This window comes from Brenneria populi (assembly GCF_036016195.1).
GTDB classification, from domain to species: domain Bacteria; phylum Pseudomonadota; class Gammaproteobacteria; order Enterobacterales; family Enterobacteriaceae; genus Brenneria; species Brenneria populi.
The window spans coordinates 400941-414254 of record NZ_JAYWTM010000006.1 but is presented as its reverse complement, the minus strand read 5'-3'; the positions used below and the strand labels follow the sequence as shown (position 1 = coordinate 414254).

General features: G+C 57.7%; 12 protein-coding genes and 1 pseudogene. 4 read left to right on the top strand and 9 right to left on the bottom strand.

Annotation, left to right across the window (positions count from 1 at the left end):
• Positions 1-19 precede the first annotated feature (19 nt).
• Complete coding sequence (locus VSX58_RS09405; RefSeq protein ID WP_327617814.1) at positions 20-322, top strand: GIY-YIG nuclease family protein; 303 nt, start codon at positions 20-22, stop codon at positions 320-322.
• On the opposite strand, the gene VSX58_RS09400 is transcribed toward VSX58_RS09405, so the two are convergent.
• Positions 309-812 (bottom strand): GNAT family N-acetyltransferase, encoded by a 504-nt coding sequence (locus VSX58_RS09400; protein WP_327614123.1) that lies wholly within the window; start codon positions 810-812, stop codon positions 309-311. The two genes, VSX58_RS09405 and VSX58_RS09400, sit on opposite strands and share 14 nt — an antisense overlap.
• Positions 806-1330: a ubiquinone anaerobic biosynthesis accessory factor UbiT gene (ubiT, locus tag VSX58_RS09395; RefSeq protein WP_327617813.1), complete on the bottom strand. Its 525-nt coding sequence runs from the start codon at positions 1328-1330 to the stop codon at positions 806-808. Before ubiT ends, VSX58_RS09400 begins: the two co-directional genes overlap by 7 nt.
• Before the next feature lie 302 nt (positions 1331-1632).
• On the opposite strand from ubiT, the gene ubiU reads away from it, so the two are divergent.
• Positions 1633-2628 (top strand): ubiquinone anaerobic biosynthesis protein UbiU, encoded by a 996-nt coding sequence (gene ubiU / locus VSX58_RS09390; RefSeq protein ID WP_327617812.1) that lies wholly within the window; start codon positions 1633-1635, stop codon positions 2626-2628.
• A gap of 11 nt (positions 2629-2639) precedes the next feature.
• Positions 2640-3518, top strand: coding sequence for a U32 family peptidase (locus VSX58_RS09385; protein ID WP_327617811.1), 879 nt, complete (start codon positions 2640-2642; stop codon positions 3516-3518).
• A gap of 31 nt (positions 3519-3549) precedes the next feature.
• Here the strand turns inward: VSX58_RS09385 and VSX58_RS09380 are convergent, their stop codons facing one another.
• From VSX58_RS09380 to VSX58_RS09370, 3 genes are read right to left on the bottom strand one after another with little or no spacing between them, the layout of a single operon-like run.
• Positions 3550-4686 (bottom strand): ABC transporter permease, encoded by a 1137-nt coding sequence (locus VSX58_RS09380; protein WP_327617810.1) that lies wholly within the window; start codon positions 4684-4686, stop codon positions 3550-3552.
• Positions 4683-5837: an ABC transporter permease gene (locus tag VSX58_RS09375; RefSeq protein ID WP_327617809.1), complete on the bottom strand. Its 1155-nt coding sequence runs from the start codon at positions 5835-5837 to the stop codon at positions 4683-4685. Before VSX58_RS09375 ends, VSX58_RS09380 begins: the two co-directional genes overlap by 4 nt.
• Positions 5819-6790 carry an HlyD family secretion protein gene (locus VSX58_RS09370; RefSeq protein ID WP_327617808.1) on the bottom strand — a complete coding sequence of 324 codons (972 nt, stop codon included), beginning with the start codon at positions 6788-6790 and terminating at the stop codon, positions 5819-5821. Before VSX58_RS09370 ends, VSX58_RS09375 begins: the two co-directional genes overlap by 19 nt.
• Before the next feature lie 357 nt (positions 6791-7147).
• Between VSX58_RS09370 and VSX58_RS09365 the strand changes: the two genes are divergently transcribed.
• Positions 7148-8152, top strand: coding sequence for a luciferase-like monooxygenase (locus tag VSX58_RS09365; RefSeq protein ID WP_327617807.1), 1005 nt, complete (start codon positions 7148-7150; stop codon positions 8150-8152).
• A 117-nt stretch (positions 8153-8269) separates the two neighbouring features.
• Here VSX58_RS09365 and VSX58_RS09360 read toward each other — a convergent pair.
• From VSX58_RS09360 to yrbN, 4 genes and pseudogenes are all read right to left on the bottom strand, one after another.
• Positions 8270-9062, bottom strand: a pseudogene (locus VSX58_RS09360) (IS5 family transposase).
• Between the two features lie 302 nt (positions 9063-9364).
• Positions 9365-11086, bottom strand: coding sequence for a phosphoethanolamine transferase CptA (locus tag VSX58_RS09355; protein ID WP_327617806.1), 1722 nt, complete (start codon positions 11084-11086; stop codon positions 9365-9367).
• 294 nt (positions 11087-11380) lie between these two features.
• Complete coding sequence (locus VSX58_RS09350) at positions 11381-13231, bottom strand: DEAD/DEAH family ATP-dependent RNA helicase (RefSeq protein WP_327617805.1); 1851 nt, start codon at positions 13229-13231, stop codon at positions 11381-11383.
• Positions 13221-13292 carry a protein YrbN gene (gene yrbN, locus VSX58_RS22510; RefSeq protein WP_349824363.1) on the bottom strand — a complete coding sequence of 24 codons (72 nt, stop codon included), beginning with the start codon at positions 13290-13292 and terminating at the stop codon, positions 13221-13223. Before yrbN ends, VSX58_RS09350 begins: the two co-directional genes overlap by 11 nt.
• Between the last annotated feature and the right edge of the window lie 22 nt (positions 13293-13314).

Sequence of the window (13314 nt, the reverse complement as noted above, 5' to 3'; positions counted from 1 at the left end):
TAACGATATGCCGACCACCATGAATGAACCACGCACCGCGGCCTGCTGGCATCTGTACATTTTGCGTACATCCGGCGGCATGCTCTATACCGGCATCACCACGGACGTAAAGCGCCGCCTGAGGCAGCATCAAGCAGGAAAAGGGGCGAAGGCGCTGCGCGGAAAGGGAGAGCTGGCGCTGGTGTTCCAGTGCCGGGCCGGCGATCGTTCCAGCGCATTAAAGCTGGAGTACCGCATCAAGCAATTGAGTAAAAGCCAAAAAGAGAGGCTGGTGCAAGACCAGCCCACGTCACTACTGGATGCGTTCGTCAGAGGCGATTAAAAGGTTCGGCGTAGTCGACCAGGCCGCTCGCCCCCTGGAAATAGTTATCCGCCAGCGGATAAACCTGAAAAGCGGCTGCGCTTTGCGGCCAGCGGCAGCGCAGCTGATATTCGGACGCGGGCACGAAACCCAAGCGGGAGTAATAGGCGGGGTCGCCCAATACCACCACGGCGGTGTAGCCGAACTCATTGAGCGCGTCCAGACCTTCGTATACCAGCCGCTGGCCGATGCCCTGCCGACGCAGGCTCTCCTCCACCGCTAACGGAGCCAGCCCGACCCACTGGCGATCTTCCCCCTCAAGCAACACCGGGCTAAAAGCGGCGTAGCCTACCACCCCGCCTTCGTCATCCGTCGCCACGATGCCCAACGTCAACTGGCCGTCTTCACGCAGCCGATGGACCAAATCCGCTTCGGCGTCCGTCGGAAACGCCCGGCGCAACAGGCTGTCGATCCCGGCCGCATCGACCGGAATTTCCACACGAACTAACATGACGCGGGCGCGCGATCGGTAGATTGCACCACGCCCTCTTGCAGTCCCGCCTCGACGAAATTCGCCAACTGCAGCAGTCCGACGCGCAACGGCGCCGGCATGGCCTCCAGTTCAATGGCATCCATCAGGTTTTTTACATACAGCCCGAGCTCGGTGTCGCCCTCGATCCGCAGGCGACGCTGAAAAAACAGCGTATCGGGATCTTCTTTGCGCGCGGCGATCAGAATAAGATCGTTGGCGTCGGCGCTGAAGCTGACGTCCGCGTTCTCCTGGCCGCTCACCACCAGACGGCTATCGCGCAGCGTCATAAACCACTGCAGACCGACATCCCGCACCTCAATCTTTAACCAACGGCCTTCCAGAAACTCCAGCTCCCCCTCTTCCAGCGCCTGACGAAACTGCCAGCTCAGCATCTGTTCCAGAACCTGACGCTGTAAGGCAAAAGGAGTGAACTTTAAAGGCTTGCCCAATAAACCCGGCCCTTGACGCACAATTTGCGCCCGTAGTTTTCCCAACACTGGCGTACTCCTCTTAAAAACAGTCTGACGGTTCAAACGATCTACGGCTATTTTGCCACATCGCGGATAAACGGCAGCGCGCTATGTCAATAATTTAGCCTGTTCTTCCCTCCGATCGCCAGCATGGATGTAAACCCGCGCCTTTCATTACACGATTAGCTGGTTTAAATCAAAGTCCCGCCATATCAGGTTAATTAAGATTCCCTACCGTTAAAAACATTTATTATTTCATCGCTCTACCAACATCATTGATCGTATCGGTAGCGACTTGCCCGATAGCGTTGATTAATGAAGGAAATTGTATGGAACTGCTTTGCCCCGCCGGTAACCTTCCGGCACTGAAAGCCGCTATCGACAATGGCGCGGACGCGGTCTATATCGGTCTGAAGGACGACACCAACGCCCGCCATTTCGCCGGGCTGAACTTCACCGATAAAAAGTTGCAGGAAGCGCGTGATTACGTACACCGCCACCGGCGCAAACTTCATATCGCCATTAATACCTTCGCCCATCCCGATGGATATCAGCGCTGGGAGCGCGCCGTCGATATGGCGGCGCAAATCGGCGCGGATGTGCTGATCCTGGCGGATTTGGCCATGCTGGAATACGCCGCGCAACGCTATCCGCACATTGAGCGTCACGTCTCGGTACAGGCTTCCGCCACCAATACCGAGGCGATTCGTTTTTATCAACGCCATTTTGACGTCTCCCGTATCGTTCTGCCCCGCGTACTTTCCATTCACCAGGTAAAACAGCTGGCCCGCACCAGCCCGGTGCCGCTGGAAGTGTTCGCCTTCGGCAGCCTGTGCATCATGGCGGAAGGACGCTGCTACCTCTCCTCTTACCTGACCGGCGAATCGCCTAATACCGTGGGCGCCTGCTCGCCCGCGCATTTCGTGCGCTGGCAGCAGACGGAACAGGGCATGGAGTCGCGCCTGAACAACGTGCTGATCGACCGCTATCAGGACGACGAGAACGCCGGCTACCCGACGCTGTGCAAAGGCCGTTACCTGGTCGACGGGCAGCGCTATCACGCGCTTGAGGAACCCACCAGCCTCAATACTCTGGAGTTATTGCCCGAACTGCTGGCGGCGAATGTCGCCTCGGTGAAAATTGAAGGGCGTCAGCGCAGCCCCGCCTACGTCAGCCAAATCACCCGGGTCTGGCGGCAGGCTATTGATAGATGCATGTCCGATCCCGCCGCATTCTCGCCCACCCAGGAATGGATGGATACTCTCGGCGCCGTGGCGGAAGGCACGCAAACCACGCTGGGCGCCTATCACCGTAAATGGCAGTAGCGGGAGACAATATGAAATACGCATTGGGCGCCATCCTTTATTACTGGCCCAAAAACGATATTGAAACGTTCTACCAATCCGCCGTGAACAGCAGCGCGGATATTATTTATCTTGGCGAAACGGTATGCAGCAAGCGCCGTGCAATGAAAGTGACCGACTGGCTCGATCTTGCCCGGCAGGTTGCCGGCCACGGCAAACAGGTGGTGATCTCCACGCTGGCGCTGCTTCAGGCGCCGTCGGAATTGAATGAGCTAAAGCGTTACGTCGAAAACGGCGAATTCCTGCTGGAAGCCAACGATCTCGGCGCCGTCAATATGGCCGCCGAACGCAGGCTGCCCTTCGTCGCCGGACACGCCCTCAATTGCTATAACGCCTACACGCTGCGCTTGCTGCGCAAACAGGGCATGGTGCGCTGGTGCATGCCGGTGGAGTTATCCCGCGACTGGCTGCAGAATCTGCTGAATCAATGCGATGAGCTGGGATTCCGTAATCAGTTCGAAGTGGAAGTGCTCAGTTACGGCCACCTGCCGCTGGCCTATTCGGCCCGCTGCTTTACCGCGCGTTCGGAAAACCGCGCCAAAGACGAATGCGAAACCTGCTGTATCAACTATCCGCAAGGGCGCAAAGTCCTATCGCAGGAAAATCAGCAGGTTTTCGTTCTCAACGGCATCCAGACCCAGAGCGGATATTGCTATAACCTGGGCAATGAGCTAGCCGGTATGGTCGGCCTGGTGGATATCGTCCGCCTGTCGCCGCAGGGAATGGAAACCCTGGCGCTGGTCGACGCCTTCCGCGCCAATGAGCAGGGGCAAGCGCCGCTGGCGCTGGAAAAAAACGCCGACTGCAACGGTTACTGGCGGCGCGTGCCGGGTCTGGAGCTGGTGCAGTAACAATCTCAGGCCGTTCGCTGCCGGCGCCGCCTCAGGCGCGGCGGCGCAGCAAACGGCGCAATCGTCCCGTGTTATGCAGCAGCCCCACCCCCACGCCAAGCAGGGTATAAACGGCGCCCAGTATCAACAGCATCGCCACATCGCGCCCCACTTCGCTCAGCGGCAGATTCATCTGGTTGACGCCGGCGATGGCCCGGGTCGCCCAGGTGGAAGGCAGCATCGACGAAATCGCCCGAACCCAGCCCGGCATCGACTGTACCGGCCATATCGTGCCGGAAAGGTAAAAGACCGGCATGGTAATAAACGACAGCGTCAGATAAATCATCTCCACGCGGCGCAAACACTCTGTCACCAGCTTGCCCAGCCCCAGCACCGCCAGCAAAAACGGGAAAGTCAGCAGCAAAATTTCCGCGATATTCGCCGTCTGCCGGTAGCCCAGCACCCAGGGCCAGAGGACGAACAGCACAATCGACAGAAACAGCCAGATCGGCAGCAGCGCCGACAGCCCTCCCAGATAGACGGCAATGGTCGGCTTACCCTGGGGAGAGCTCTTCAGCGCGATGCTGACCCGAACGCAGGCAATCAACAGCGAGTGCTGCAACAGCATCACCAGCAAGCCGGGAAAGATAATCGCGGCGAAACTGACGCCGGGATTAAACAGCCCGAGCTTCTGCCCGACCACCGGCGTCAGAATGATTTGCGCCTGCCGGTCGCTATAGCCGCCGAGCAGCAGCGTTGCGCGATTATAATCGGCCAGCAGCTGCTGCCAGGCCGCCATTACATCCTGCTGAATCTGGCCGTTGGCCAGACGGTTGGTGGCATCGCCATAGGCGGGAATGGTGATGGTCTCGCCGGCGAGGATCTTTTTTTCCAGATCGAGCGGCAGAATGATGACGGCAAACAGCTTACGCAGTACAAGATCGCGCTGCGCCTCCGCCAGGCCGTCATAGGTTTTAACCGCGATTTTCGGCGTGGCGTCCAGGTCGCGCATCAGCTGGCGGCTGGCGCTGCTGTGATCCTGATCGATCACCGCCACCGGTAAATCCCACACCGAGTGATTGGCATAAACCAGGCTCATCACACAAAGCGACGCCAGCAGCATCAGCCACATAGGGCGTTCCAGCATACTTATCAACACCCGGCTGAAAGTCTGCCAGTAACTTTTCACGGTTTATTCTCCGGCTGGCTTAAGCGCTGGTACAGCCGGTTACGCACCAGCAGGCCGGTCGCCAGCGGATAGGCCAGCAGCAGGGCGCAGGCGCCGAGCACCGAAGAGAGCGAAACCTGGCGCAGGAAGATATCGAACATCGCGTACAGCGCATGCGTTAACGGCTCGATTTGCGCAATAATCTGCGCCGGCAGCGGCATGGAAAGCTCCGGCACCGCCAGACCGGAAAAGGTCAGCGCGATACTGACGATGATCCCCATCATGGTATAGGCCGTCAGCGCCGTACGCGTAAAAGCGAACAGCAAAACGCCGACGCTCTGCGCCGCCATCACATAGAAGAACCCGACCAGCAGCATATACAGCGGGTTGCCGTTCACATGCGCGTCGGATCCCCACACCAGAATGGCGATCTCAACCAGCAGCAGCGCGGTATAGCACAGCGTGTAGGGCGCCAGTTTGCCAAGCATCGCCGACGCAAAAGGGCGGCGGCTAACGATATTTTTGCTGCGTTCCAGCACGTAGATCATGCAGGTGACGGCGAACAGCTGCAGCAGGTGGATGGTGGCGGCGAACTGTTGATAATAGATATAGCTGCCGCTGGCGTTGAACAGGCTGCCGTACGCCAGGCTGACGTCGGCCAGCGCCGGCAGCGCGCGGCCGAACTCCGCGGCGATCACGCCGCGATACCGGCTGTTGATCTCCGCCATCAGCGCGCTGAAATCCTGGGTGGAATAAAAACCGGCGCCGTAAAACAGGGCATTGTAGTAAAACGAGACGCTGGGCTGACGCCCGGCCAGCGCATCGGCCTCGAAGTTTACCGGGATAGAGATCAGGCCGTAGTCCTGAGCGCTGCGTAACCGCTGCAAGGCTTCGGCCAGACCGCCCGGACGCGGCTCGATGCGGGCGTGGGATCCGGCGTCCAGCTTGCGGATCAGCTCGCGCGACAGCGAACTGTGATCGTTATCGATCGCCGACACCGGCAGATCCTGCATCGTCCCGACGGAAAAAATGCTGCCCAGCAGAACGAACAGCAGCAGCGGAAACGCCCAGAGCAGCCAATGCGCCACCGGGCGGCGCTTGGCCGTATTGACTTCCTCGCGGAATGAGGCGCTGAAACTGCGCCAGGCGACGGTTACTCTTGCCACTGCCATAGCGCGCTCATCCCCGGCCTCAACCCTTCCTGCGGCTGCGCCGGATACAGCCGGACTTCGAAGGTCTTCAGGTCGAAGTCCCCGGTCGCCCGCGTGGCGCGCTTGGTGGCGTAGTCGCCCAGCGGGGCGATGTAGCGCACCTCGGCGTCGATCATCCGGTTATTCAGCGCCGGCACGCGCAACGCGATGCGATCGCCTTTGCGCACGCCGGCCAGAATATCTTCGCGCAAATTGAAGACAAACCAGGCTTGCGAAACGCGCACCAGCGTAATAAGCGGACTGGAAGCGTTAAGCAGCACGCCCACCTCGGCCGGAATCGGCCCGACCTCGCCGTCTACCGGCGCCCTGACCTGCAATTCGTCCGACTGGGCTTTAATCTCCAGCAGCTCCTGCTCGGCCTGACGCAGCGCGGCGGCGTAGTTTTCCCGCTGCTCCGGCCGATCGCCGTGCAGCCCCTCGTCCAGATTGGCCTGCGCCGCCTTAACCTGCTGCCTGGCGCTATCGCGCGCCTCGCGCGCGCTGTCCAGCGCCGAGGCCGAAACATATCCCTTGCCGGCAATGCCGGCCTGACGCGCATACTCCTGCCGGGCGTTTTGATACTCGGCCTGCGCCTGGGCCAACGTGGCCCGCAAATTACGAATACTCTCTTCCCGCGTGCCGTTCTCCGACTGCGCCAACAGCGTTTTCGCCCGATCCCGCGCCGCCTGCGCCGCGCGCAGCTGCGCGACCAGTTCAGCATTCTCCAGCGTAATCAGCAGCTGTCCCGCCTTAACGTCGTCTCCGCGCTGTACATGGCGCTCCGCGACCCGCCCCGAGGCTTTAGAGGCGACAATAACCTCTTGGGCATCGACTTCGCCCTGCAGCAAAACATCTTTATTATTCGCCCGAAACAGGACGGCGAGCGCGATAACCACGACGACCAGCAGCAGCGTCAACCGCGTCTTTTTATTCATTTATTCATGCCCCGAACTTGCCCTGTGCGCACACCATGCCGCGACGCGCCCCGCGATGCCAAACAATTAACCAACATTTAACCAACATTAAAAGACAGACCGTTACATTGTAGCGCGATAACGCCATCGTGCTAAAACCGAGAGAACTTATCCCTGAGATTCACTCTTTCGGAGCCGTCGCAGGCGGCGTTCAGCGGCGTTGCCGACGCCCTTGTCCCTAGCGCCGCCGCTTCGCGCTTCCGCTGCGTTATCACCGTTCGATAAAGAGGGAGCTTTATCGACAGCCGGCAAAATAGGCAATTCGGCCAAATCGCGCGATACTAAAAATATCCGAACCCGATAAAGCGAACGCCGACTATGCCTGTAAATTCTCAGTCTATCCCTTTTTCCATACTGGATCTGGCGCCGATAGCGACCGGATCTACCCCGCAGGCGGCCTTCAACCATGCGCTGGACCTGGCGCGGCATGCGGAAAAATGGGGCTGCCGCCGTTACTGGCTGGCCGAGCATCACAATATGACCGGCATCGCCAGCGCGGCCACCGCGGTATTGATTGGTTACATCGCCGCGGGCACGCAGCGTATCCGGCTCGGCTCCGGCGGCGTCATGCTGCCCAACCACGCTCCGCTGGTAATCGCCGAACAGTTCGGTACGCTGGAGTCCCTTTATCCGGGACGCATCGATCTGGGGCTGGGCCGCGCGCCGGGCACCGATCGGCAAACCATGATAGCCCTGAGACGCCACCTTAACGCCGATATTGACGACTTTCCCCGGGACGTACGGGAGCTACGGCGTTACTTCGCCGATGCGCAGCCCGGCCAGGCGGTTCAGGCCGTGCCCGGCCAGGGGTTACAGGTTCCCATCTGGCTGCTGGGCTCCAGTTTGTATAGCGCGCAGCTGGCCGCCTCGTTGGGATTGCCCTTTGCGTTCGCCGCCCACTTTGCGCCCGACCTGCTGCTGCAGGCGCTGAAAGTTTATCGTGAAACCTTTCAGCCGACGGCCGAACATACCAAACCTTACGCGATGGTTTGCGTCAACGTCGTCGCCGCGGATAGCGATCGCGATGCCCGCTTCCTCTTTACCTCGATGCAGCAACAGTTTATCAACCTGCGCCGCGGCACGCCCGGCCCGCTTCCCGCCCCGGTGGAGAATATGGACGCCGTCTGGTCGCCGGCGGAGCAGTTCGGCGTTGAGCAGACGTTGCGTTTGTCGATCGTCGGCGATCGGAAGAAGGTCAGACACGGCTTACAGAGTCTGCTGCGCGAAACCCAGGCCGATGAGGTGATGATTAACGGGCAGATCTTCGATCATCAGGCCCGAATTCATTCTTTCGACATCGCAATCAACGCATACACAGCTTGAAGTATGACGGATATAAAACAATGGTTTTATCAGCCGGTGAGTGAAACAACTATGACTATGCGCGGGCGTTGTTGAATAAATCATTTTTGAGGTGCGGCAAAACCCTTTCCTCATCTATTAGGCAATGCGCACGCTGACCGGCATACCCAGCAGCGTCATTTTATTCAACACCTTCACCCGCGCCATTGCTTCACCCACCTGCGCATCATAATCACGCAGCGACAGCCGCTCTCCGTACATCATCTTCATCCGTGAAATCGCCGTTTCCGCCAGTGACGCAGGTGGTTGCCGACTTTCTCTTTAAGACAGTCGTGGCAGTAGCGCACATCGTAAGCCCCGTCCGCCTGCGCTTCCTTTATCTTCCGCTGCGTCTGGCTCATCAGCCCCGGCAGCTCCTGCGCGTCCGTCACCCCGCTGAGCGACAGGTCGGCGCACACTATCTCATGCGTGTTCGCGTCCACCGCCAGATGCAGTTTGCGCCACACCCGCCGCTTCTCCGCGCCGTGTTTTTTGACCTTCCATTCCCCCTCGCCGAACACTTTCAGCCCGGTGGAATCAATGACCAGATGGGCGATTTCGCCGCGCGTCGGCGTCTTGATATTGACATTAACACTCTTGGCACGTTTGCTGACGCTGGTGTAATCCGGGCAGCGCAACGGTACATCCATCAACTGGAAAACGGAGTCGATAAGGCCCGTAGCGCAAGGTGGAAGACGCTCTTGAGCATCAGGGCGGTGGTGATCGCCATATCGGAGTAGCGTAAGGGCCTGCCCCGACGTTTGGGTTCAGCGCTGTCGTACCATGCGGCGGTGGCGTCATCGCCAACCCAGACCGTCAGTGAGCCCCGCTGGCGGAGCGCATGGTTATAGGTTTTCCAGTTGGTGATTTTGAACTTCTGCTTTGCCGCGATGCGCCACGCGCTGTCATGGTAGGGAATGATCTGATCCTATTTGCCGCTAAAAGTTCGATTTATTCAACAACACCACTCGCCAGACGCTATGACTCCCCACCTTGAATTACGCCCCTACGAGGCCTTAATTTATTACAGTGAAAGGTAAATAGCGTCAGATATCGAGATACATTTCGATTTATGCGGCCGTAACTTTCCAGCGTTTTCTTGCGTAGGCTTTTCCCTGGCCTTCAGCTATAACGCTCATCGGCGGTGAACGGATGACGCAACAGGGATGCGCATGCATCCCTGAGACGGCGATATTATTGCGCGCCTTGCGCCGTTGCCGGCAGATCGTCAAACGAACGCAGCGCCTTTTTGTCGTAAGGATCGCCAATCCAGCGTACGCTCTGTTTGAAATCGGGGTTGACCAGACTTTCCGCCGGTTGGTAAAAATCATAGCTCAGCCCCGCCAAATCGGACCAGGTATGGATCAGATGGGCGCTGCTGTACGGGCGATCGGTATATGGCGCATAGTTAACGCTATGGTTTTCCCGCCACTCCGGCGATATCCACAGCATAAAGGGAATGGTGTACATGGTACGGGTCGGAGTGGCTTCGTTACGGCCCAGCACGGTATGCGGCGGCATTTCATAAACTTCTTCGCCATGGTCGGAAAAATAGAGTAAAAAACCATTCGGCTTATGCGCCGCAAAGGCGCGGATCAGGCTATCAACGATATTATCGTTATATGTTTCCGCATTATCGTACTGATTATACACCTCCGCCTGCGCATCGCTCAGATTGGCGGGCACGCCGGCGCGATCGTGGAAGCGGTCAAAGGTTTCCGGATAGCGATATTTGTAATTCATATGCGTTCCGAGCAGATGAACGACGATAAATTTCTTCCGCGCCGGATCGGCCATAACGTCCTCAAACGGCGGCAACACCACATCGTCGTACTGCCGGGCGCTCTGGGTTCGCTGGTTGTTCAAATAGTACTGTTTATCCGTCTGCCGGGAAAAAACCGTTAGCATGGTATTCCGTTTGGTCATGGTTTGCTGATTGGTGATCCAGAAGGTTTTATACCCCGCCTGTTTCATCAGATTCATCAGAGAGGGCCTGGTCAGATACAAATCCGGATTCTGCTCGTCGGCAAACGTGAGCGCCTGCTGCAGAATTTCAATGGTATAAGGACGCGATGTCACCACATCTTTAAATACCACCAGGTTCGGATCGGACTGGCTTAACGCATCCAGACGCGGCGTGGTTGGGCGGGAGTAGCCGTACAGGCTCATGCGGCTGCGGGTGGTGGATTCGCCGATCACCAGCACCAGCGTGCGCGGCGTATCGCCATTGGCGTCTTTAAGGTTTTGCAGCGGCGGAAGGGCGGCGTTTTGCCGCAGCATCGCTTCCATACAGCCCAACTGCTGGCGGTACTCCAGATAGCTGCTCATAAATTGCCAGGGCGCCGTGGTGCCCATCCGCCCGGCCAAATAGTCGACGGTATCTTCGAGCGAGAGCTCATCCGCCACCATTTTTTTATACACCGGCGCGCCGAACAAAACGGCGAGAATGACGACGGAGACGCCCGCCTTATACCTGAGCGGCAAATAAACCGGACGCACCCTCGTCCACAGGAAAACGGCGATGGCCGAATAAGCCAGTAATATGCCAACCACTTTCAGGCTGAAATACTGGCTCAGATATTCGCCCGCTTCCGTTGTATTCGATTCGAACATAACAAACAGCACGCTTTGCGAAAACTCTTGCTGATATATCGAATAATAACCGAGAGCAACGACCGAGGCGGCCCATAATACAACACCCAGTACGGCGGTAATTATGCGCGTCTGACGAGGAAAGATGAATACGGGAATCAGCCATAGCAGACTAAAAAGTAACGCATCTCTTAATCCAGTAAATCCGCCGTGTCCGGTTAATATAATCACCAATTGTAATGCACAGGAAAAATACCAGAAGAAGAGTAAAAGCCATCCCAGCCTTCTCCATTGAAAGCGGTTTTCACTTAAAAAATCAGACATTTATTTTATTCCAAAGCTACACATGTAATAAAAGATGTAAAAAGATATTGGTATGTAAATTTCCCAGAAATATTCTTTCAATAATTATTTTTATAATAAAATCGGCGCCTATTTTGTGCCTATTAATACGCGATCACAATAGCGCCCGTCCGCACCATGATGCATAAATAACCATATTGGGCATATATTTCCTGATGCCCCAAAAAAAACGGCCCTCGAAAGGGCCGTTTGCGTTTACGGTGAAAATTTAAAGCGGTCTCAGGCGCAGCGGCTATCTTCCGCTATAACTTTCCATTACGCGTCAGCGGAACGACGGCGCGGAGCGGCATCACGGCTGAAGCTGCGTCCGCGACGCTCGCCTGCATTCCCTTCGCGGCGTTCGCCATTGCTGTAGGAACGACGCGGTGCGCCGTCACGGCGATCTCCGCCAGGGCGTCCGCCGCGACGTTCGCCATTGCCGCGGTCGTGCGGTTTGGCATCGCCCAGCAGCTGCATATTCATCGGTTTATTCAGAATACGCGTACGGGTGAAGTGGGAGAGCAGATCGCCCGGCATGCCTTTCGGCAGCTCGATCGTCGAGTGGGAGCCGAACAGCTTGATATTACCGATGTAGCGGCTGCTGATATCGCCTTCATTGGCGATGGCGCCCACAATATGGCGTACTTCCACGCCGTCGTCGCGTCCGACTTCGATACGATACAGCTCCATATCGCCGACATCACGACGTTCACGGCGCGCGGGACGATCGCCATCGCGACGACGGTCGCCGTGGAATTCATCGCGATCGCGGAATTCACGGCGCGGACGGCGATCGAATACCGGATCCGGCGGCAGAATCAGCGGACGCTCGCCCTGGGCCATTTTCAGCAACGCCGCGGCCAGGGTTTCGATATCCAGCTCTTCCTCCGGCTGCAGTTTAGACAGCAGCGCACGGTACATATCCAGATCGCTGCTTTCCAGTTGCTGCTGAACTTTCGCTGCAAACTTCGCCAGACGACGTTGGCCCAGTAGCTCGGCATTCGGCAGTTCCACTTCCGGAATGGTCAGCTTCATGGTGCGTTCGACATTACGCAGCAGGCGGCGCTCGCGGTTTTCGACAAACAGCAATGCGCGGCCGGCGCGGCCGGCGCGGCCGGTACGACCGATACGGTGAACGTAAGACTCGGCATCCATCGGAATATCGTAGTTGACGACCAGGCTGATGCGATCGACGTCCAGGCCGCGGGCGGCCACGTCGGTGGCGATCAGAATATCCAGACGGCCGTCTTTCAGACGCTCCAGCGTCTGTTCACGCAGCGCCTGGTTCATGTCGCCGTTTAACGCAGCGCTGTTATAACCGCTGCGTTCCAGCGCTTCCGCCACTTCCAGCGTCGCGTTTTTCGTGCGCACGAAGATAATCGCCGCATCAAAATCTTCCGCTTCCAGGAAACGCACCAGCGCTTCATTTTTACGCAGGCCATGCACCGTCCAGTAGCTCTGGCTGATATCAGGACGGGTATTGATGCTCGACTGAATACGAACTTCCTGCGGATCTTTCATAAAACGGCGCGTAATGCGGCGAATCGCTTCCGGCATGGTGGCGGAGAACAGCGCGGTCTGATGCTCCGCCGGGATCTGCGCCATGATGTTTTCCACATCTTCAATAAAGCCCATGCGCAACATTTCATCGGCTTCATCCAGCACCAGACCGCTCAGGTTGGAGAGATCCAGCGTGCCGCGCTTCAGGTGATCCAACAGACGTCCCGGCGTACCGACGACGATCTGCGCGCCGCCGCGCAAAGCGCGCAGCTGTACGTCATAACGCTGGCCGCCGTACAGAGCGACCACGTTCACGCCGTGCATATGTTTGGCAAAATCATTACAGGCTTCGGCCACCTGTACGGCCAGTTCGCGGGTTGGGGCCAGCACCAGCATCTGCGGCGCTTTTAATTCGGGTTTGAGATTGTTCAGCAACGGCAGCGCAAACGCCGCCGTTTTACCGCTACCGGTCTGCGCCATGCCCAGCACATCGCGCCCGCTCAGTAAGTGAGGAATACATTCCGCCTGAATCGGCGAAGGTTTTTCGTAGCCCAAATCGGTCAGGGCATTAATAATCGGAGCGCACAGCCCCAGATCGGCAAAAGAAGTTTCAAGCTCAGTAGTCATGTACACGTGCCTCATAGATGGCGGCCAGTCTACATAACTCGTCGAGAAAATTTTCAGTCATTTTCATTGAAAAGTGTGAACCG